The organism is Martelella mediterranea (assembly GCF_021021415.1).
Taxonomy (GTDB): Bacteria; Pseudomonadota; Alphaproteobacteria; order Rhizobiales; family Rhizobiaceae; genus Martelella; species Martelella mediterranea_C.
This window is the reverse complement of sequence record NZ_JAINWJ010000005.1, coordinates 235,207-253,640: the sequence shown is the minus strand read 5'-3', so window position 1 is coordinate 253,640 and position 18,434 is coordinate 235,207. Positions and strand designations below refer to the sequence as shown.

At 63.5% G+C, this 18,434-nt stretch carries 16 protein-coding genes; 9 read left to right on the top strand and 7 right to left on the bottom strand.

Going from position 1 to position 18,434, the window contains the following annotated elements:
• Positions 1-203 precede the first annotated feature (203 nt).
• Entirely contained in the window at positions 204-2,006 is a 1,803-nt protein-coding gene (gene ggt, locus K7H91_RS04400; protein ID WP_230718987.1) for a gamma-glutamyltransferase, read from the bottom strand.
• Positions 2,007-2,161: 155 nt separating this feature from the next.
• Here ggt and K7H91_RS04395 point away from each other — a divergent pair, with 155 nt between their 5' ends.
• Entirely contained in the window at positions 2,162-3,820 is a 1,659-nt protein-coding gene (locus K7H91_RS04395) for an FAD/NAD(P)-binding protein (protein ID WP_230718986.1), read from the top strand.
• 4 nt (positions 3,821-3,824) lie between these two features.
• Here the strand turns inward: K7H91_RS04395 and K7H91_RS04390 are convergent, their stop codons facing one another.
• Both K7H91_RS04390 and K7H91_RS04385 read right to left on the bottom strand, forming a co-directional pair.
• Positions 3,825-4,610, bottom strand: a complete 786-nt coding sequence (locus tag K7H91_RS04390; protein ID WP_230718985.1) for an MOSC domain-containing protein — start codon at positions 4,608-4,610, stop codon at positions 3,825-3,827.
• 3 nt (positions 4,611-4,613) lie between these two features.
• Complete coding sequence (locus K7H91_RS04385) at positions 4,614-6,092, bottom strand: PLP-dependent aminotransferase family protein (RefSeq protein ID WP_230718984.1); 1,479 nt, start codon at positions 6,090-6,092, stop codon at positions 4,614-4,616.
• A 123-nt stretch (positions 6,093-6,215) separates the two neighbouring features.
• Between K7H91_RS04385 and K7H91_RS04380 the strand changes: the two genes are divergently transcribed.
• The 6 genes from K7H91_RS04380 (at position 6,216) to xsc (ending at position 12,950) form a co-directional block, all read left to right on the top strand.
• Entirely contained in the window at positions 6,216-7,217 is a 1,002-nt protein-coding gene (locus K7H91_RS04380) for a TRAP transporter substrate-binding protein (RefSeq protein WP_230718983.1), read from the top strand.
• Positions 7,218-7,433: 216 nt separating this feature from the next.
• Positions 7,434-7,991: a TRAP transporter small permease gene (locus K7H91_RS04375; protein WP_230718982.1), complete on the top strand. Its 558-nt coding sequence runs from the start codon at positions 7,434-7,436 to the stop codon at positions 7,989-7,991.
• Entirely contained in the window at positions 7,991-9,331 is a 1,341-nt protein-coding gene (locus tag K7H91_RS04370) for a TRAP transporter large permease (protein WP_230718981.1), read from the top strand. The genes K7H91_RS04375 and K7H91_RS04370 overlap by 1 nt, the downstream gene beginning before the upstream one ends.
• Positions 9,332-9,347: 16 nt before the next feature.
• Positions 9,348-9,752 carry a nuclear transport factor 2 family protein gene (locus K7H91_RS04365; protein WP_230718980.1) on the top strand — a complete coding sequence of 135 codons (405 nt, stop codon included), beginning with the start codon at positions 9,348-9,350 and terminating at the stop codon, positions 9,750-9,752.
• A 12-nt stretch (positions 9,753-9,764) separates the two neighbouring features.
• The gene (locus K7H91_RS04360; RefSeq protein WP_230718979.1) at positions 9,765-11,156 is read left to right on the top strand and encodes an NAD(P)/FAD-dependent oxidoreductase; all 1,392 of its coding nucleotides are present in this window, start codon (positions 9,765-9,767) and stop codon (positions 11,154-11,156) included.
• 12 nt (positions 11,157-11,168) lie between these two features.
• The gene (xsc, locus tag K7H91_RS04355; RefSeq protein ID WP_230718978.1) at positions 11,169-12,950 is read left to right on the top strand and encodes a sulfoacetaldehyde acetyltransferase; all 1,782 of its coding nucleotides are present in this window, start codon (positions 11,169-11,171) and stop codon (positions 12,948-12,950) included.
• 465 nt (positions 12,951-13,415) lie between these two features.
• On the opposite strand, the gene K7H91_RS04350 is transcribed toward xsc, so the two are convergent.
• The 3 genes from K7H91_RS04350 to K7H91_RS04340 all read right to left on the bottom strand — a co-directional run bounded on the left by K7H91_RS04350 (position 13,416) and on the right by K7H91_RS04340 (position 15,742).
• Positions 13,416-14,726: a DNA polymerase IV gene (locus tag K7H91_RS04350; protein WP_230718977.1), complete on the bottom strand. Its 1,311-nt coding sequence runs from the start codon at positions 14,724-14,726 to the stop codon at positions 13,416-13,418.
• A 69-nt stretch (positions 14,727-14,795) separates the two neighbouring features.
• Positions 14,796-15,449: a hypothetical protein gene (locus K7H91_RS04345; protein WP_230718976.1), complete on the bottom strand. Its 654-nt coding sequence runs from the start codon at positions 15,447-15,449 to the stop codon at positions 14,796-14,798.
• Positions 15,446-15,742 carry a DUF3572 domain-containing protein gene (locus tag K7H91_RS04340; RefSeq protein WP_230718975.1) on the bottom strand — a complete coding sequence of 99 codons (297 nt, stop codon included), beginning with the start codon at positions 15,740-15,742 and terminating at the stop codon, positions 15,446-15,448. The genes K7H91_RS04345 and K7H91_RS04340 overlap by 4 nt, the downstream gene beginning before the upstream one ends.
• Positions 15,743-15,876: 134 nt before the next feature.
• On the opposite strand from K7H91_RS04340, the gene K7H91_RS04335 reads away from it, so the two are divergent.
• Together K7H91_RS04335 and K7H91_RS04330 are read left to right on the top strand one after the other, a co-directional pair.
• The gene (locus K7H91_RS04335; RefSeq protein WP_018066640.1) at positions 15,877-16,248 is read left to right on the top strand and encodes a response regulator; all 372 of its coding nucleotides are present in this window, start codon (positions 15,877-15,879) and stop codon (positions 16,246-16,248) included.
• A 10-nt stretch (positions 16,249-16,258) separates the two neighbouring features.
• A complete protein-coding gene (locus tag K7H91_RS04330; RefSeq protein WP_230718974.1) occupies positions 16,259-17,533 on the top strand; it encodes a hypothetical protein in 1,275 nt (424 codons plus the stop codon).
• A gap of 462 nt (positions 17,534-17,995) precedes the next feature.
• Here K7H91_RS04330 and msrB read toward each other — a convergent pair whose 3' ends face one another.
• Positions 17,996-18,409: a peptide-methionine (R)-S-oxide reductase MsrB gene (msrB, locus tag K7H91_RS04325; protein WP_230719021.1), complete on the bottom strand. Its 414-nt coding sequence runs from the start codon at positions 18,407-18,409 to the stop codon at positions 17,996-17,998.
• Positions 18,410-18,434: the final 25 nt, after the last annotated feature.

Sequence of the window (18,434 nt, the reverse complement as noted above, 5' to 3'; positions counted from 1 at the left end):
TTCTCGCCCCGGAGGGGAGAGATGTCGCGAAAGCGACAGTGAGGGGGGAGAGTGTCCCCGCGAACGCCCTTACGATTTTGAAATGCCGCGCCACCCTCACTGCCCCTTTCGGGGCATCTCTCCCGCCAGCGGGAGAGAGTATTGGGAGCAAGGCTCAGCCCCTCTATGCAATCATCGGCGGCAGCCGGTGGGCGAAGTCGGCCCTATTCCCCAAGCGCGATCCCCTCGCGCCTCGGATCGGCTCCGCCGTAGAGCATGCCGTCCTTGATGGCGATCGCCTGTAACCCGGACGTTTGCGGACCGATCTTCACCTTGAACCCCATCGCTTCCAGCGGCGCTGCCATGGCTTCCGCACTGGTTCCCGCCTCGATATCATAAGTGCCGAAGCGGTTGAGGAGATGCGGCATGGCGACGGCTTGCTGCACATTCATGTCCCAGTCGAGATAGGCGATCACGGCTTGCGCCACATAGCCGATGATCGAGCTGCCGCCCGGCGAGCCGATGACCAGCGCCGGCTTGCCGTCCTTCATCACGATGGTCGGCGCCATGGACGAGCGCGGCCGCTTGCCGGGTTCGACGCGGTTGGCGATCGGATAGCCGGCCTCGTCGTGTGTGGCGAAGGAGAAGTCGGTGAGCTCGTTGTTCAGCAGAAAGCCGGACTTCGTCATCAGCCGGCTGCCAAAGCCGTTTTCGATGGTCGACGTCATCGAAAGCGCGTTGCCATCGGCATCGACGATGACGATCTGGGTGGTGGAGGGGAGTTCGATGGCCGTCCCGTCGCCATAGCGGATCATGGCGTGATCCCAGGCGGGAAGGCCGGGTTCCGCCGTCTCCAGCGCCTTGTCGCCATCGAGCAGTTTCGCGCGCATCCTCAGATAGTCCGGCGCGACCAGTCCCTTCAGCGGCATCGGCACGAAATCGGTGTCGGCCATATAGCGGCCGCGATCGGCAAAGGCGAGGCGTGAGGCGTCGCCGATCAGCCGCCAGCTTTCCGGGTTGTCCGGTCCGAGCGCGGCAAGGTCCTTGTCGGCGGTAAGGCCGAGGATCTGGCCGACGGTGAGCGCGCCGGAGGAGGGCGGGCCCATGCCGCAGACGTCATAGCCATGATAGGCCACGCAAACCGGGTCGCGGTCGATCACGCGATAAGCGGCGAGATCCTCCAGCGCCAGCAGCCCCGGATTGCCTTCGGCCTGTTGTACGGTCTCGACGATATCGGCGGCAATCGCGCCGGAATAGAAAGCCTCGGCGCCATCTGCCGCGAGTGCCGTCAGCGTCTCGGCATAGGCCGGGTTCTGGAGTTGATCGCCGGCGGCAAGCGGCTCGCCGCCCGGCAGGAAATAATCGGCGGTGGTGGTGAACCGGCCAAGCCGTTCGCTGTCGTCGGCGATCTGACCGGCAAGGCGGGGCGAAACGGCAAAGCCATCCGAGGCAAGCGCGATCGCATCATCGAACAGGCCCTGCCATTCGAGCCTGCCCCAGCGCTCATGCGCCGCCTCCATCAGCATCGGCGTTCCGGGCGTGCCGACCGAGCGGCCGCCGACAACGGCATCGTAAAACTGCAGCGGTTCGCCATTGTCGTCGAGAAACAGTTTCGGGGTTGCCGCGCGCGGCGCGGTCTCGCGGCCGTCCAGCGTCGTCAGACGGTTTTCCGCGGCATCGTACCAGACCAGAAACGCCCCGCCGCCCATGCCGGAGGATTGCGGCTCGACGAGGCCCAGAACCGCCTGCACCGCCACCATGGCGTCGGCGGCGCTGCCGCCCTCGGCAAGCACCCGCGCGCCGGCTTCCACGGCCAGCGGATTGGCGGCGGCGACCATCCATCTCTCGGCCTCGACGGGCCGGCCTTCGGCCTTGGCGGCAAGGGCCGCTTCGACCTCGGGCGAGGCGGTGGAAAAGCCGGCTTCGACCGTGCCTGCTTCCGGGGCCACGGCGTCGGCGGCCTGCTGGGCTGCGACCGGAACAGTCAACAGCGCCACGAAAGCGCTGCCCGCGATCAATCTCATCATGTCCCCTGTCTCCTCTTTCTGCGCTTGATGCGCGCAAGCTTGAGCAGAGTGCGCCAGAAATAGTCGGCCGCGTCAAGGAAAGGCAGCGGCAAAGCGGGAACTTATGGCGCCGCTCGACGGTTATGAAGACGATAGCTCTCCAGAGGTCTTCCTCCATGTCTTCCAAAATCGCGATCATCGGCTCCGGCCCAACCGGGATCTACACGCTCAAGGGGCTGATCGGCGAGCATGCGCCGCTCGAGATCACGATTTTCGAGCGCGAGGACATGCCGGGCAAGGGCATGCCATACCAGCCGCACATCAATGACCGGGCGATGCTCTCCAACATCGCCAGTATCGAAATCCCACCGATCTGCGAAAGCCTGACCGCGTGGCTGCGCCGGCAGGACGACGCGACGTTGCAGGAATTCGGTATCGCCCGCGATGCAATTGCCGAACGCACCTTCTACACCCGCGTGGTGCTCGGCGAATATCTCCAGGCGCAGTTTTACGGGCTCGTTCAGCAGGGGCGCGAAAACGGTCACCGGATCGCGGTGAAGGCCGCGCATCGGGTGGCCGACATCGCGCTGATGCGCGACGATATCGAACTGACGGTGGAAACGCCGGCAGGCGAGTACGAAAAAGCGGTCTTCGATCATGTGGTTCTGGCAACGGGCCATGACTGGCCGGAGGCGACCGAAACCCGCCCGGGCTATTTCGTCTCGCCCTGGCCCGCGTCGGCGCTGAAGTCGATCCCGGCCTCGAAGGTCGACATACTTGGCACCTCGCTCAGCGGCATCGATGCGCTGATCACGGTCGCGACCGCCCATGGCGGTTTTCTTCTGGATGACCAGGGCGATCTGCAGTACCAGCCGCATGCCGATACGGAAGGCTTCAACGCGACGATGATGTCGCGCAAGGGCATTCTGCCGGAGGCGGATTTCTACTGCGAAATTCCCTATCGGCCGCTGGTCTTCTGCACCGAGGAGGCGATCGAACGGCTGATCGCCACCCATGAACACGGGCTGCTGGACGCCATTTTCGCGCTTTTCAGGCAGGAACTGGCGCTGGCCGATCCCGATTACGCCGCCCGCATCGGCCTTTCCATGCTGTCGGTCGAAACGTTGGCGTCGGCCTATTTCAATGAACGTCAATCCGCCGATCCGTTTGCCTTTGCCGCGCGCAATCTCGCCGAGGCGGAGATGAACCAGAAGCGCCGGCACACGGTCGAATGGCGCTATGCGATCCTGCGCATGCATGAGGTGATCGCCCGCGCGATCCCGCATCTGGACGCCGCTGATCTCGAGCGTTTTCACAAGCATTTCAAGACCGTGTTCGTCGACGACTATGCCACAGTACCGCATGATTCGATCCGCCGGCTGCTGGCGCTGCACCGCGCCGGAAAGCTCGCGGTCTGCGCCATCGGCGACGATGCCGAGATCGACAATGAGAGCGTTCAGAGCGGCGCCGTCGTGCGTTTTGCGGGGCAGGAACTGCGCTTCGACGCCTTCATCGATGCGACCGGCCAGAGCTCGCTTTCGGCCCGCGATCTGCCGTTCCCGACGTTGGTCGGGCAGGGCGTGGTCAGCTCGGCTTCGACGCGGGGCAGTCTTATGGCTGACGGGATGGTGCGCACCGGCGGCGTCGATCTTGATGCGGCCTTCCGGCCGATCTTCACCGAAAATCTTTCCCGCAACCTCTACTGCGGCTCGATCTCCTTCCTGCTGCACAAGCTGCCCTTCGTGCAGGGCATCACGTCCGCGCGCGACATCGGCGACGTGATTTCAGCCGCGATCCTCGAAAGCGAGGCCGAAGGCGCGCTGACGGCCGCCTGACGGCTCAGGCGGCGCGGCTGGCGATATCGCCGGTGGCGATGAAGCCGGGCTCCTCAATGGTGCAGTAGATGCCGAAATTGCGCCGGTTGTGGCGCAGGAGCGAGCGCAGGATATCGGCGTTTTCGGAGATCTCCGGCTGCGGCGCGATGGTCATGCCGCAGCGGCGGGTCTCCTCGAAGCCGACGATCAGCGCCTTTCCGAGCTGCAGCCTTCGCGTAACCCATTCCTTCTCCGGAAATCCCGCAAGACCGGGCGTCTTCAGCACCACATTCGGGCGGAACCGCCGGCTTGAGACTTCGTCAGTCCCGGCGAGGGTGGCAAGGTGTTTCAGACCGTCGGTGGTGACAAGATGGATCGGCGAGGGGAGGTAGCGGTTGAGGGCAACCGGGCCGGTATCGTCGGCATTTCGGGCGTAGGGACGCACGTCGACGGCGAAACCGAAATGATTGGCGAGCCTTTCCGCAAGACCCGCGTCGTCCACGCCCGTCCATCCGCCATCGGGAAAGCCGATCTCCGGCCGGTTGTCCTCGCCAAGTCGGGCGCCGAGGAACAGCGCCGGCCGCCAGCGCAATTCCTTTTCGGGGGCCGCGGGCGCGCCGGTTTCGGCATCGCAGATGCACCAGGCGCGATCGAAGGCAATGCCGTCGCTGCCGAGCACGGCGGAGGTCAATCGCTCCCCGCCGAGCGAACTGACGGGATAGCGCCAGATTTCAATGATTTCGCCGAGCGGCTCCATGTCGACCTCCTGACCATATTGCGGAATCTGTTCGATTCCGATCGGTTCGTCCATGCCTCAAATCTTCAGCGCCCGCTTTACCGCCGCATCGATCAGTTCGATCCCGCGCGGTATATCGGACGAATCGATCGAGCCGTAGCCGAGCCGGAACAGCGGACAGGGCTCTGGCGGGTTTTCGAAGAACACCGCGCCGGGTTCGATCAGCACGCCGTCGGCCTTCAATTCCTCGGCGAGCCTTGCGCTGTCAAGCCCGTCCGGGCCTCTGAGCCAGACACTCGCCCCGCCGGCCACTGCCGCGCTTTCAAGCGTCAGGCAGCTTTTCGCCAGCGCCTGATCCAGCACCGCGCGCCGCTTCACCATCGCGCCACGCAGCCGCACGATGTGGGCGTCATAATGGCCGAGCGCCAGAAAATAGGCTGTGATGCGCTGCAGGTGGCCGGGCGGGTGGCGCAAAAGCATCGTCCTCAGCTCGCGCGCCTTTGCGATCAGCGGCGCCGGGGCCACCAGATAGCCGATCCTGAGACCCGGAAACAGCGATTTTGAGAAACTGCCGATATAGAGAACGCGGCCCTCGGTATCGAGCGATTTCAGCGCCGGGGCTGAGGGCCCGAGATAGGACATCTCGAAATCGTAATCATCCTCGACGATCACGAAATCCTGGGCGACTGCGCGGTTCAGCAGCGCCTGTCGGCGACCGAGCGGCATGGTCGAGCCGGTGGGAATGTGATGGCTGGGCGTGATCATCACCAGTCGCGTATCGTCCGGCAGCGTTTCCGGGTTCAGCCCCAGCCCGTCGACCGGCAGAAACGTGACCGGGCTTTGCGAGCGGCGCAGCGTCTCGGCGATATCGGGATAGCCCGGCTCCTCGGTGACGGCCGGCCGGTCGGCGCGGCACAGAAGCTCCACCGCGATATAGAGCGCGTTCTGCGCGCCGAGCGTGACCAGCACCTCATCCGGTCGGGCATGGATGCCGCGTCGGGGAAGGGTGTTGGAGCAGATATAGTCGATCAGTAGCGGATCGTCGCTGCCGTAGCGATCGGTCGAAAGATCGCCGAAATCGCGGCTGCCGAGGGCCCGGCGGGCGCAATCGCGCCAGGCGTAGTGATCGAAAAGGCGTGGGTCGGGCTGGCCATAGATGAAGGGATAGCGATAGCTGCGCCAATCCGCCGGCTTGCGGATCACCCGTCTGGGCGGCGGATGGTCGGCAAGCCATTGCGACCAGTCGAGCGAAGCGTCGCCCGCTGTCGCGCCGGCGACTTTCAATCCGCGATGAGGCGCGGTGGCGGCGACCGCGACGCCCGAGCGCGGCAGGGTTTCGAGATAACCCTGGCCGACCAGTTCCTGATAGACCAGCGTCACTGTCATGCGCGACAGGCCGAGCGCTTCGGCAAGTTTGCGGCTTGACGGCAGACGGGTGCCGGGCCGCGCGCCGCTTTCCAGGATCGCGCGCACAAGGGCGGCCGCGAGCCGCCCCTGCAGGGTCGACGCGTCGGCGGCGCGCAGGAAAATGCTCTCGGCTGCAATCGTGTTTTTCATCTGGACCTAACGAAGCTGCAAACTGGACATATCGCGGAACCGCGCTTGCTGCAATCTTGACGGCCGTCAAGCGACCGCGATCTCAATCAAGCGGCGTACCAATCCAAAAGTAGGGGACTACAAATGACCATTCTCACCCGTTTTGTGACCGGCGCCGTGGCCGCGCTCGCGCTGAGCCTGCCGGCTGCCGCAACCGAATACCGCATCGCCGTCGGCGACGGCGCGGGCGGCACCCAGGAAGCGCTCGGCCTAGCGTTCATCGAAGCGCTGGAGCAGGAATCCGGCGGCGAAATGACCGGCAAGCTGTTCCTGAACGGTCAGCTCGGCGACGAGCAGGACACCGTGACCGCGGCCGCCACCGGCACGCTCGATTTCTCGATCCTCGCGATCAACAACATCACACCGTTCTCGCCGTCCGTCGGCACGCTGACGCTGCCTTACGTGATCCTCAGCCAGGACGATGCCGAACAGCTCACCCAGGGCGAGATCGGCCAGCAGATGATCGAGCAGACCATCGAGGATGCCGGCGTGCGCATCATCGGCTGGGCCTATTCCGGCTTCCGCGTGCTGACCAACTCCAAGCGGCCGGTCTCCACCGTGGAGGATTTGCAGGGCCTGGTGATCCGCGTTCCCAAGAACGAGATCATGATCGAGACCTACAAGAGCTGGGGCGTCAACCCGACGCCGATGGCCTGGGGTGAAACCTTCGCCGCCCTTCAGCAGAAGGTCGTTGACGGCCAGGACAACCCCTACATGACCGTCTATGCGATGAAGTTCGACGAGGTGCAGAAATATATCACCAACCTGCACTACATCTTCTCGATCGAGCCGCTGATCATCTCCGAAGCGCTGTTTGAAAGCCTGTCGGAAGAAGAGCAGCAGCAGGTGCTGGCGGCAGGCGAAGCCGCGACCCAGGCCTCATCGGAATTCCTGCGGGCGGAAGAGTCCAAGATCAAGGAGGAACTCGTCAGCCGCGGCATGGAGATCACCGATCCGGCCAATGACGAGCAGGAATTCATCGACCTCGCCACCACGGCCGTCTGGCCGAAATTCTACGACCAGATCGGCGGCAAGGACGTGCTGGACAACGTGCTGACCTCGCTCGGCCGCGAACCGGCGAAGTAATGGGTGAGGGGCGCTGACTCGAACGGTTGCGCTCCGCCCGTCCTCTCTCTCATGCGTCACCCTCGGGCTTGACCCGAGGGTCCAGACAGCCTGTTCCGTGTCGCCTGGATGCTCGGGTCAAGCCCGAGCATGACACGAGAGGAGGGGGCAGGCCGTAACCGACAGCGTTGCATCCCTCCCGCCATCGCCGTCCACGCCAATCCTCCCGAGGTTGCCATGTCCGCATTCTGGTCATTTGTCGACAAGTTCGAAAGCCATGTGTGCCGTGTGCTGCTGGCCGTGTTCGTGACGCTTCTGTTCGTGCAGATCGTCGCCCGCCAGTTGTTCGGTTTCTCGATCACCTGGATCGAGGAACTGTCGGTCATCCTGTTTGTCTGGTTCGCCTATTTCGGCGCGTCCTATGCCGCGCGGATTGCGGCGCATAACCGCGTCACCTTCCAGCTGAACGCGATGTCGCGCAAGAAGGCGCGTATCATCGAGGCGATCGGCGATGCGTTCTGGATCGCCTTCAACATCGTTTTCATAATCGAATCAATCGATTTCATCGGCCGCCTGAAGCCGTTCGTGAAGGCGCAGACGCTTGGCTGGGAGATGCGCTACATCTATCTGGCGCTGCCGATCGCGTTCACGCTGATGACGATCCGCATCCTGCAGGTCAATTACATGAAACTGGTGATGGGCATCGATCCGGCCGATCCCGACAAGGCGAGCGTCGAGGCCGCGATGGAATTCGCCGCCGACGAACAGCGCGCCTATGAGCGGAGGCACCCCTGATGGACGGCCTTCTGATTGAAATCCTGTTCGGCTCGTTCTTCGGCCTGCTGATCCTCGGCGCGCCGATCACGGTGGCGCTCGGCGTCGCCTCGCTGATCGCCATGCTCTATCTTGGCGACAACCCGATCAAGATGGTGCAGATGGCATGGTCGTCGGTGGGTTCCTTCCCGCTGATGGCGCTGCCCGCCTTCATCCTCGCCGGCGCGCTGATGGAAGCCGCAGGTCTTTCCCGTCGGCTGATCGCCTTCGCCGAAAGCCTTGCCGGTCCGTTTACCGGCGGGCTCGGCGCGGCCACCGTGATGGCCTGTCTGTTCTTCGGCGCGATTTCGGGCTCGGGGCCCGCGACGACGGCCGCCGTCGGCATGTTGATGATCCCGGCCATGGCGCGCCAGGGCTACGGACCGGGCTATGCGGCCTCCGTCACGGCGGCGGCGGGCGGTCTCGGCATCATCATTCCGCCCTCGATCCCGATGGTGATCTTCGGCATCTCGGCCATGGGCATGCAGCCTCCGCCGGAAGCGATCGAAGCGCATGGCGTGTTCCAGTCGGTGTCGATCTCCAAGCTTTTCATCGCCGGCGTCCTACCGGGCGTGGTGATGGCGGGCGGTCTTTTGACCATGAACTATATCCGCTGCCGGATTCGCGGCTTTCACGGTTCCGACGAGCCGTTCTCGCTGCGGCGCGTCGCCAGCGCCGGCTATCACGGCTTCTGGGCCTTGCTTGCCCCGGTCGTGATCCTCGGCGGCATCTATTCCGGCTATTTCACGCCGACCGAGGCCGCGATCGTCGCGATCTTCTACACGCTGTTCGTCGGCGCGGTGATCTATCGCGAACTCGATGTCCGGCAGGTCATCAAGGCGCTCGACACCACCACCTGGCTTGCGGGCCGCGTGTTGCTGGTGCTGTTCGCGGCCACGATCTTTGGCCGGCTTCTGGTCGAAAACGACGTGCCGGGCGTGATTGCCGGCGGCATCCTGTCGCTGACCGACAATCTCTATGTGATCTGGGCCATGGTCATCGGCCTGCTGCTGATCATCGGCATGTTCATGGAAACGCTCGCGGCGATCATGATCCTGGTGCCGGTGATGCTGCCGGTCGCCTACATGATGGGCATCGATCCGGTCCATTTTGGCATCGTGATGATCTGCACGCTGTCTGTCGGCTTCCAGACGCCGCCGCTTGGCGAGAACCTGTTCATCGCATCCGGCATTTCCGGGATTTCGATCGAGCGGATCAGCCTGCGCGCAATTCCGTTCGCGATCGCCTCGGTCATCGCAATCTTCATCATCGCCAGCTTCCCGGCAATCTCTCTCTGGCTGCCGCGAATGATGGGCTACTAGGGCAAGGAAAACTCCCATGACTGCACATAATAAAAAACTCTCCGCAGACGACCTGAAGGCCACCTTCGACGCCTTCAACCGCCACGATATCGACGGTGTGATGACCCATTTCGCTGATGACTGTGTGTTCTTCACCGTCGCCGGCGATCACGAATACGGCAACCGGATCGAGGGCAAGGAGGCGATCGCCAAGGCCTTCGTCGGCGTCTGGACCGCGATGCCGGACGTGGTGTGGGCCGATCACAGCCATTTCATGTCCGAGGACGGATCGCGCGGCGTCAGCCAGTGGACCTTCCGCGCCACCAATCCCGACGGCACCCGCACCGAGGTTCAGGGCGTTGACCTGTTCCGGATCCGGGACGGCCAGATTGTCGAAAAGCAGGCGATCCGCAAACAGCGCCCTGCCATACCCGCAAAGTGATGTGAGACGATCATGCAGGTCAATGCAAAACGCCTGGGATCGAAGCCGTTCGATCCGCATTATGATCCCCTGACCGACCGCACGCTCGGCCCGGGCAGCGACTACGCGCCGACCTACTGGATCGGCACGGCCGACGAAACGCCCGAGGATGACGGCCCCGTGACCTCCGACATGGATGTCGACGCGGTGGTGATCGGCTCCGGCTATACCGGGCTTTCGACCGCGATCCACCTTGCCAAGATGCACGGCATCAAGGCGACGGTGCTGGAGGCCAACGGCGTGGCCTATGGCTGCTCCACCCGCAATGGCGGTCAGGCGCAGATCAGCGCCGGCCGGCTGAAGCGCAGCCAGTGGATCGAGCGCTGGGACCTTCCAACGGCGCGCGCGCTGCACGACGAGATGGTCGAGGCCTTCGATCTGTTTCGCGGGCTTGTGCGCGACCACGCCATTGCCTGCGAACCGCAGGATGGCGGGCATTACTACATCGCCCACAAGGCATCCGCCATGCCGTCGCTGGAGGCCGAGACGCGGCTTCTGAACGACAAGTTCGGCTATGGCGCGCGGATGCTGACCCGCGAGGAACTACATGAAACCGTCGCCCGCGACATGGAGGCCCATGGCGCGATGTGGGAGCCGGATGGCACCGGCATCCACGCCGCCAAACTCGCCTTCGGCTATCTGCGCGTCGCCCGTGAACTGGGCGCGAAGGTGCATACCGACAGCCCGGTTCAGGGTTGGGAATACAAGGACGGCGTCCACCATCTGAAGACCCCGCGCGGCACGGTGCGGACGAAGCGCGTGGCGGTCGCCACGGCCGCCTATGCGCCGCGCGGGCTGCATCCACGGGTGAAAGACCGGTTGCTGCCGATCATGTCGAACAGCGTCGTCACCCGCGTTCTGACCGAAGACGAACTGCAGTCCGTCGGCATCAAAAAATTCTCCCCACTGACCGACACCCGCACGCTGCGTAACTACTACCGCCTGCTGCCCGACAACCGGCTGCAGATCGGTTCGCGCGCGGCGATCACCGGGCGCGATGCCTCGAACCCGGCGCATCTCAAGGGGCTCTGCGATGCGATTACCCGCAAGTTCCCGGCGCTCGCGGGCGTCGAGCTCGACTATAGCTGGTGGGGCTGGGTCGATGTCTCCCACGACATGATGCCGCGCATCACCGGCATGCCGGACCTGCCGGGTGCCTATTATTCGCTGGGCTATGGCGGCAACGGGGTGATGTATTCGGCCATGGCCGGACGCCGCATGGCCCAGCTTGTCGCCGGCGAGCCGATCCCCGACCTGCCGATCTACGGCAATGAACTGAAACACGAGGGCTGGAAGACGCCCTTCCGCCGGCTCGGCCAATGGGGCCTCTATCAACTCTATCATTACCGTGACGAGCGGAAGTAAGGAAAAACAACGATGAAAATGACCACCGAGGAAGCATTCGTCAAAGTTCTGCAGATGCATGGCATCGAGCATGCCTTCGGCATTATCGGCTCGGCGATGATGCCCGTCAGCGACCTGTTTCCGAAAGCCGGCATCACCTTCTGGGACTGCGCGCATGAAACCAATGCCGGGCTGATGGCCGACGGCTTCACCCGCTCCACCGGCAAGATGTCGATGGCGATCGCCCAGAACGGCCCCGGCGTCACCGGCTTCGTGACCCCGGTCAAGACTGCCTACTGGAACCATACGCCGCTGCTGCTGGTAACCCCGCAGGCTGCCAACAAGACGATCGGGCAGGGCGGTTTCCAGGAAATGGAGCAGATGCGGCTGTTCGCCGATTGCGTCAGCTATCAGGAAGAGGTCCGCGACCCCTCGCGCATTCCCGAAGTGCTGAACCGGGTGATCATGGAAGCCTGGCGCAACTCCGCGCCGGCGCAGATGAACATTCCGCGCGATATGTGGACCCAGGTGATCGATGTCGAGCTGCCGCAGGTTGTCGCCTTCGAGCGTCCGGCGGGTGGCGAACTGGCCGTCGCGGAAGCCGCGAAGCTGCTCTCGGAAGCGAAGTTCCCGGTGATTCTGTCGGGCGCGGGCGTTGTGCTGTCCGGCGCGATCCCGGATCTGATCCAGCTTGCCGAGCGGCTCGATGCGCCGGTCTGCAGCAATTACCAGCACAATGACAGCTTTCCGGGTTCGCATCCGCTGGCCATGGGGCCGCTCGGCTATAACGGTTCCAAGGCCGGCATGGAGATCATCGCCAAGGCCGATGTGGTGCTGGCGCTCGGCACCCGCCTCAATCCGTTCTCGACCCTGCCGGGCTACGGCATCGATTACTGGCCGAAGGACGCCAAGATCATCCAGGTCGACATCAACGCTTCGCGTATCGGCCTCACCAAGAAGGTGACGGTCGGCATTCAGGGCGACGCCGGCAAGGTGGCGCGCGGCATTCTGGCGCAGCTTTCCGAAACCGCCGGCGATGCCGGGCGCGCGGACCGCAAGCATCTCGTATCCCAGACCAAGTCGCGCTGGGCGCAGGAACTGACGAGCCTCGATCACGAGGATGACGATCCGGGCACGGAATGGAATGCCGGCGCGCGCACCCGCGACGCGGATCTGATGTCGCCGCGTCAGGCGTGGCGGGCGATCATGCAGGCTGTGCCGCAGGAGGCGATCGTTTCCTCCGACATCGGCAATAACTGCGCGATCGGCAATGCCTATCCGACCTTCGAAAAGGGCCGGAAATATCTGGCGCCCGGGCTGTTCGGCCCCTGCGGTTACGGTTTCCCCGCGATCCTCGGCGCCAAGATCGGCAATCCCGATACGCCGGTGATCGGCTTTGCGGGCGATGGCGCGTTCGGCATCTCTATGAACGAGATGACCGCCTGCGGGCGCGATCCCTGGCCGGCGATCACCATGGTGATCTTCCGCAACTATCAGTGGGGCGCGGAAAAGCGCAACACGACGCTGTGGTACGACAACAACTTCGTCGGCACCGAGCTTGACCGCGACACCTCCTATGCCGCGATCGCCAAGGCCTGCGGCGCGCACGGCGCCCAGGTCCGCAGCCAGCAGGAACTGACCGAGGCGCTGACGGCCGCGGTGGAGCGGCAGCTCGCCAACAAGGAAACCACCTTCATTGAGGTGCTGCTCAACCAGGAACTGGGCGAACCCTTCCGCCGCGACGCGATGAAGAAGCCCGTTGTCGTCGCCGGCATCGACGCCAACGACATGCGCCCGCAGAAGGGCGCTGCTTGAGCGGGGCTGAGGCCGTGCAGCAAACAATCTCCCCCCTTGAGGGGGAGATGCCCCGACAGGGGCAGAGAGGGGTGAACCCTTTCCTCAAATTCGGAGGTTGCGGTTTGTGCCCGATACCCCTCTCTGTCGCCATCTCCCGCTCAGGGCAGGGTTATCGTATATGGCGTAGCAGCTTGCTCCCAATACTCTCTCCCGCTTGCGGGAGAGATGCCCCGAAAGCGACAGTGAGGGTGGCGCAGCATCCCAAAGCTGTGAAGGCGTTCGCGGTGATAGGCTCCCCCCTCACTGTCGCTTTCGCGACATCTCTCCCCTCCGGGGCGAGAAGATTGGGGGGCTATGCGACAAAGTCATGTGCGATAACCCTGCCCTCAAGGGGGTAGATCGGGGCTGAGGGGCTCTCTATTGGCGGCGGGTCGGAAACGGACGTCGAGGCTGTTTCAGCCACAAAGCTCCGTTGAGTTTGTCTCACTCATCTCGGCCCGACTTCCCCCGGTCCGGCCGAAACGTATAGCCCGTCTCCACCGCCGCCAGTCCGTATTTACCGCGCAGGCGGTCGATCGCGCCCTCTGCGGCGGCGCGTTTGGCGGCGCCGGGGTCGACGAGGTCCGGTGGGTCGGCGGTGGCGGGGTCGCAGAGGTCGGAAATGCCGATGCCGATCAGGCGGTATTTTGTGCCGTCGGTCTCGTTCTTCAGCAGGGAGAGCCCGTTGGAGAAGATCCGGTCGGCAAGCTGGGTGGGGGCGCTCAGATGGCGGTTGCGGGTGCGGATCTTGAAGTCGGCGGTCTTCAGCTTCAGCACCACCGTATGCCCGGCAAAGCCGGCCGCCTTGGCGCGGCGGGCGGTCTTTTCGCTCAAGCGCCGGAGGATGGCGCTTAGCTCCTCGAGATCAGAAATGTCGGTGTTGAAGGTGGTCTCGTTGGAGATGCTCTTGGTTCCCCGTTCCGGCTTGACGGAGCGCGTATCCTCGCCGCGGGCGAGGTGGTAGAGCCTCGGGCCGATCACCCCGTAGCGGCGCAGCAGCTCATTCTTCTCCATGGTCTGGAACTGGCCGATCGTGGTGATGCCGTCGCGCTTCAGCGTTTCGGTGAACGCCTTGCCGACGCCCCAGATCATCCCGACCGGCTTGTCGGCGAGGAAGCTCTTGGCTTCCGCCTCGCCGATGACCGAAAAGCCGCGCGGCTTGTTGAGGTCGGAGGCGATCTTGGCGAGGAATTTGCAATAGGACAGGCCGATGGAAATGGTGATGCCGAGTTCCGCCTCCACGCGCTTGGCAAACCGTGCGAGCGTGACGGCGGGGCTTGCCCGATGCAGCCTGCCTGTGCCGGTAAGATCGAGAAAGGCCTCATCGATCGAGAGCGGTTCGACCAGCGGCGTCAGTTCCAGCATCATCGCCCGCAACTGGCGACCGACGGCGACGTATTTCTCCATGTTCGGGCGGATCACCACCGCATCCGGACAGGCCTCCAGCGCCTTGAACATCGGCATCGCCGATTTCACGCCGCTGATTCGGGCGATATAGCAGGCGGTGGAGACCACGCCGCGCTTGCCGCCGCCGATGATCAGCGGCTTGTCGGCAAGCTCGGGATTGTCGCGCTTTTCAATCGCGGCATAGAACGCGTCGCAATCGATATGGGCGATCGACAACGTATGCAGTTCGGTGTGACGCAACAGCCGGGGACTGCCGCAATGGCGGCAGCGACGCGCCTCGCCCACGGTCGCCTTCAGGCAATCGCGGCACAAGGCTTCCGGAGTGGGCGTCGTCTCGGCCATGACCATCAGAACAAAGGTTGAACACCCGAAATTACCGCCGTGACCGCCGCAAGGCAAGCAGCGTTGCGATGGCGATCAACCGTTTTCGGCGATGTGGCGGCGGATCAGCCGGTCGGCGTGGTCCCAACCGGTCGCGACCACGGACGGGGCTTCGGTCTTCGGCGCCATCGCGCGATAATCGTCATTGATCAGCAGGTTGATCGTCAGCGCGTCGGGCAGGGACTCGGCAACCGATCGGCAATTGTAGAGCATGTCGTCCACGAAGATCAGAACCGGCGGGTCCTTGCTGCAAAGCGCGCTCAGCACCGCGCCCTTCGGCTCCTCCGAGGCAATCAGCGGAAAGCCGAATCCGAAACGGGACAGCAGGCGGCGGCGGGCCTCGCGGTGGCGCGGCGGCATGGCGGTGAGCAGCAGGACGTCGGCGATTTCGCTGAGGCCAGTGAGCGTTTCGCGCGCGGCGTCGAACGGCTCCTGCCATTCCTCCTGGGCGTCGTAGAACGCCGTTAGAAAGGCGCCGACATCGGCATCGGGAATCTTTTCGCCGGTCGCAAGGCTGGTCACATTGCCGTTCAGGCTGAAGGTCTCCAGCACCAGTTCATGGTCATGGGCCCTGAGGAAGGCCTTGAATGGCTCGAGGAATTGCAGCACGACCTCGTCGACATCGACAACCACCAGGGGACGGTCGCCGATCTGCAGGCCGGAAAGCTCCTCGTGTTCAACCGTTTTCAATCGACCTGTCCGCCATATTCAAGCTTCTGCCAGGCATAGGAAACCGTTTCCGGCTTCACCTTGCAGTCATGGCAAAACGCCATCAGCGTGGGTTCATGCCCGGCGATGAAACCGATCATGGCGCTTTCGAAGCCGGGACTTTGCGAGAGCGCGCGCAATTCGCCGATATTGATTCCGGTCAGCGCTGAAAACCGGTTCAAAAGCTCCGGTTCGCCGGAAAGCCAGACCAGAATTTCGACGGCCAGCGCATGTTCGCGCGAGGGATTTTCAGATGGATCGGCAAAATTTTGCACGCGGATTTCCGTTTCTTAACCAAATCGGCCTAAACTTGGTCGATGATGCGCTCATAATTCGGTGAGAGCGATTCTAGCGTTTCACCGGCGCGTTGCAAGCCGGACCATGGGCCGGTGCCAGGGGATTGCGTCAGATGGCGAAACAGGTTCTGATTGTAGAAGATAACGATTTGAATATGAAACTGTTTCGCGATCTGGTGGAAGCCTCTGGATATGAGGCGGTGGAAAGCCGCACGGGCGCCGATGCGGTGGAACTGGCACGGCTGTTTCGGCCGGGGCTTATTCTGATGGATATCCAGTTGCCGGAGCGTTCCGGCATCGATATTGCCCGCAGCTTGAAAGCCGACGCCGAATTGGCGACAATACCGATCGTCGCGATCACGGCGTTCGCCATGCGCGGCGACGAGGAGCGCATCCGCGAGGCCGGATGCGACGCCTATCTTTCCAAACCCGTTTCGGTGCCGAACTTCATCAAGACCGTGAGAACCTATCTGGGCGATGCCTGAGGAAACGACCGTGAATAGCTTCGGCGAAGAAAGCATCGTTCTGATCGGCGGCGAGGGGGCTGTGGCCCAGACGCTCGCCGCGATGCTCAGTTCGTGGCCGGTCGGTTTCTACCAGGCCGATTTTTCCGACAGCGACGGCATGATGGCGGCGGTCAACGCCGCAAGCCTGATCCTCGTCGCCGTCGATGACGAGGATCCCGCGCCGGCGCTCTCCTGCTGCGGGATTTTGAAGGAGCATGATTCGGGCATTGCCGCGCCGGTCGCGATCATAACGCCGGAAAAGGCCGATGCCGGCCTCAGGCTGGCAGCGCTTCGCGCCGGCGCCGACGACGTGATCGGGCTGGAGCACAATCTGAATGCCGCCGCTGCGCGGATTTCGGCGCTGCTGCGCTACAATGCGCTGCAGAGGGAGGCGGGGACGTGGGAGCGCGCCGCGGTGCGCACCCAGGCCGATCCCGTGCCCGATGACAATGTGAAGGTGCTTGTGGTCGCCGAGGACGCGGCGCTTCGGCAGGATATCCTCAAATCCATGCTGTCGCTGACCACGACGATCGCCACCGGCGATCTGCCGGAGGCGCTTTATCTGGCCGCAAGTCACCGTTTCGATCTCGTGCTCGTTCACGGCGGGCCTCAGCTTTCCGATGCCATGCGGATCTGCGGCCAGCTTCGCTGCGTGCCGGGCATGCGCTTCGTGCCGCTGTTCGCGCTGTCGGAGCCGGGCGGGCTGTCGGTCGTCTCCAGCGACGCCGCCCGCAGCGCGGATGATTGCATGGACTGGCCAGGCGAAACCGGCGAACTGGTGCTGCGGGCGCTGCTGCATCTGCGCCGCAAGCGTTTCATCGCGACCATGGGCGCCGGCATGACGGATGCGGCCGAGGACGCGCCGCCGACTGAAGCGGGCGAGGGGCTGCTGGCGCCGGATGGTTTTGCCCGCGCGCTCAACACGCTGAAGCGCGAGGCGAGCGAGGCCGGAGAACCGCTTTACATGGGCGTACTCAGGGTTCCCGAAAGCGTGGCCGACGAAAGTGCCGCGGCCGTGGCGTCGCTGATCCGCTACCACCTGCGGGGCCGCGAGGCGGCGAGCCATGTCGAGGCCGGACTGTTTGCCATCCTCTATCCGGATCGGGGCAGGGATGATGCAGAACACGCGATCCATGCGCTGCATACCATGCTGGATGCAAGCTGGCGGCAGATCGCCGATGAGCGCGCCCGCGCGGGTGTGCTTGGCTCGGCGGAGGGCGACGATATCCCGGTGTTCAAATCGGCGTTGATGGAAGTGGGCTGAAGCCCCTCGAGCATTGCCGGGTGAAGTGAACCGCGCTGTTGGGCACGCTGCCTGACATGAAAAGCGAACTTCACTTTCCCGTTCGATAATCTAATCGAATAGAGCTCACGTAATTAACCATAAAATAGACTGAATTGAGCGCGAACTGTTAAAAACGGTTGATTATTTTCTGTGTGCGTTCAACTTTACTTTAGCTGCTTTAAGCAGTTGCCCCATGATGCTCAGGTCCGCCGCATCTCCTGGTCTCGTGGGGTCGACCGGCTGACGGTAACCGGCTTCCTCGTGCCGCTGCCGTTAGCCGGTCGCTCTCGTGTTAGCGCTGTCTAATATACAAGAAAGCGGCGCGAAAGCCGGTCGCGGTTTCGCGGTAAAACCCTGAAAAAACATAAAGTTACGCCCTCAATCGTCCATCACACGGGATCGAGGGCGCAGAGGCTCGCCGTCAAGTACGGCGGCTTGGGGCTACTTCTCGTCAGGCACGAAATGCATTGCGTGGCCGTTCATGCAATAGCGCAGGCCGGTGGGCTTGGGGCCATCGGGGAAGACGTGGCCGAGGTGGCCGCCGCAGGTGGCGCAGCGGATCTCGGTGCGCACCATGCCGAGAGAATCATCGCGCAGTTCGATCACGGCGTCCTTCCTGACCGGTTCGAAGAAGCTCGGCCAGCCGCAGCCGGCATCGAACTTGGTATCCGAGCGGAACAGCGGAGTCTCACAGCCGGCGCAGTAATAGGTGCCGATTTCGAAACTATCCCAGTACGGGCCGGTAAAGGGGCGTTCGGTGCCATGTTCGCGCAGGATGTGAAACTGCTCCGGCGTCAATTTGTCGCGCCATTCTTCTTCGCTTGCGGGATTTTTCTGTTTATTGATGTCTGTCAAAGTCGCGCTCCAACGGTTTTTCACG

Coding starts and splice junctions, on each gene's coding strand:
- ggt (WP_230718987.1), bottom strand. CDS start 2,006: ATGATGAGATTGATCGCGGGCAGCGCTTTCGTGGCGCTGTTGACTGTT.
- K7H91_RS04395 (WP_230718986.1), top strand. CDS start 2,162: ATGTCTTCCAAAATCGCGATCATCGGCTCCGGCCCAACCGGGATCTAC.
- K7H91_RS04390 (WP_230718985.1), bottom strand. CDS start 4,610: ATGGACGAACCGATCGGAATCGAACAGATTCCGCAATATGGTCAGGAG.
- K7H91_RS04385 (WP_230718984.1), bottom strand. CDS start 6,092: ATGAAAAACACGATTGCAGCCGAGAGCATTTTCCTGCGCGCCGCCGAC.
- K7H91_RS04380 (WP_230718983.1), top strand. CDS start 6,216: ATGACCATTCTCACCCGTTTTGTGACCGGCGCCGTGGCCGCGCTCGCG.
- K7H91_RS04375 (WP_230718982.1), top strand. CDS start 7,434: ATGTCCGCATTCTGGTCATTTGTCGACAAGTTCGAAAGCCATGTGTGC.
- K7H91_RS04370 (WP_230718981.1), top strand. CDS start 7,991: ATGGACGGCCTTCTGATTGAAATCCTGTTCGGCTCGTTCTTCGGCCTG.
- K7H91_RS04365 (WP_230718980.1), top strand. CDS start 9,348: ATGACTGCACATAATAAAAAACTCTCCGCAGACGACCTGAAGGCCACC.
- K7H91_RS04360 (WP_230718979.1), top strand. CDS start 9,765: ATGCAGGTCAATGCAAAACGCCTGGGATCGAAGCCGTTCGATCCGCAT.
- xsc (WP_230718978.1), top strand. CDS start 11,169: ATGAAAATGACCACCGAGGAAGCATTCGTCAAAGTTCTGCAGATGCAT.
- K7H91_RS04350 (WP_230718977.1), bottom strand. CDS start 14,726: ATGGTCATGGCCGAGACGACGCCCACTCCGGAAGCCTTGTGCCGCGAT.
- K7H91_RS04335 (WP_018066640.1), top strand. CDS start 15,877: ATGGCGAAACAGGTTCTGATTGTAGAAGATAACGATTTGAATATGAAA.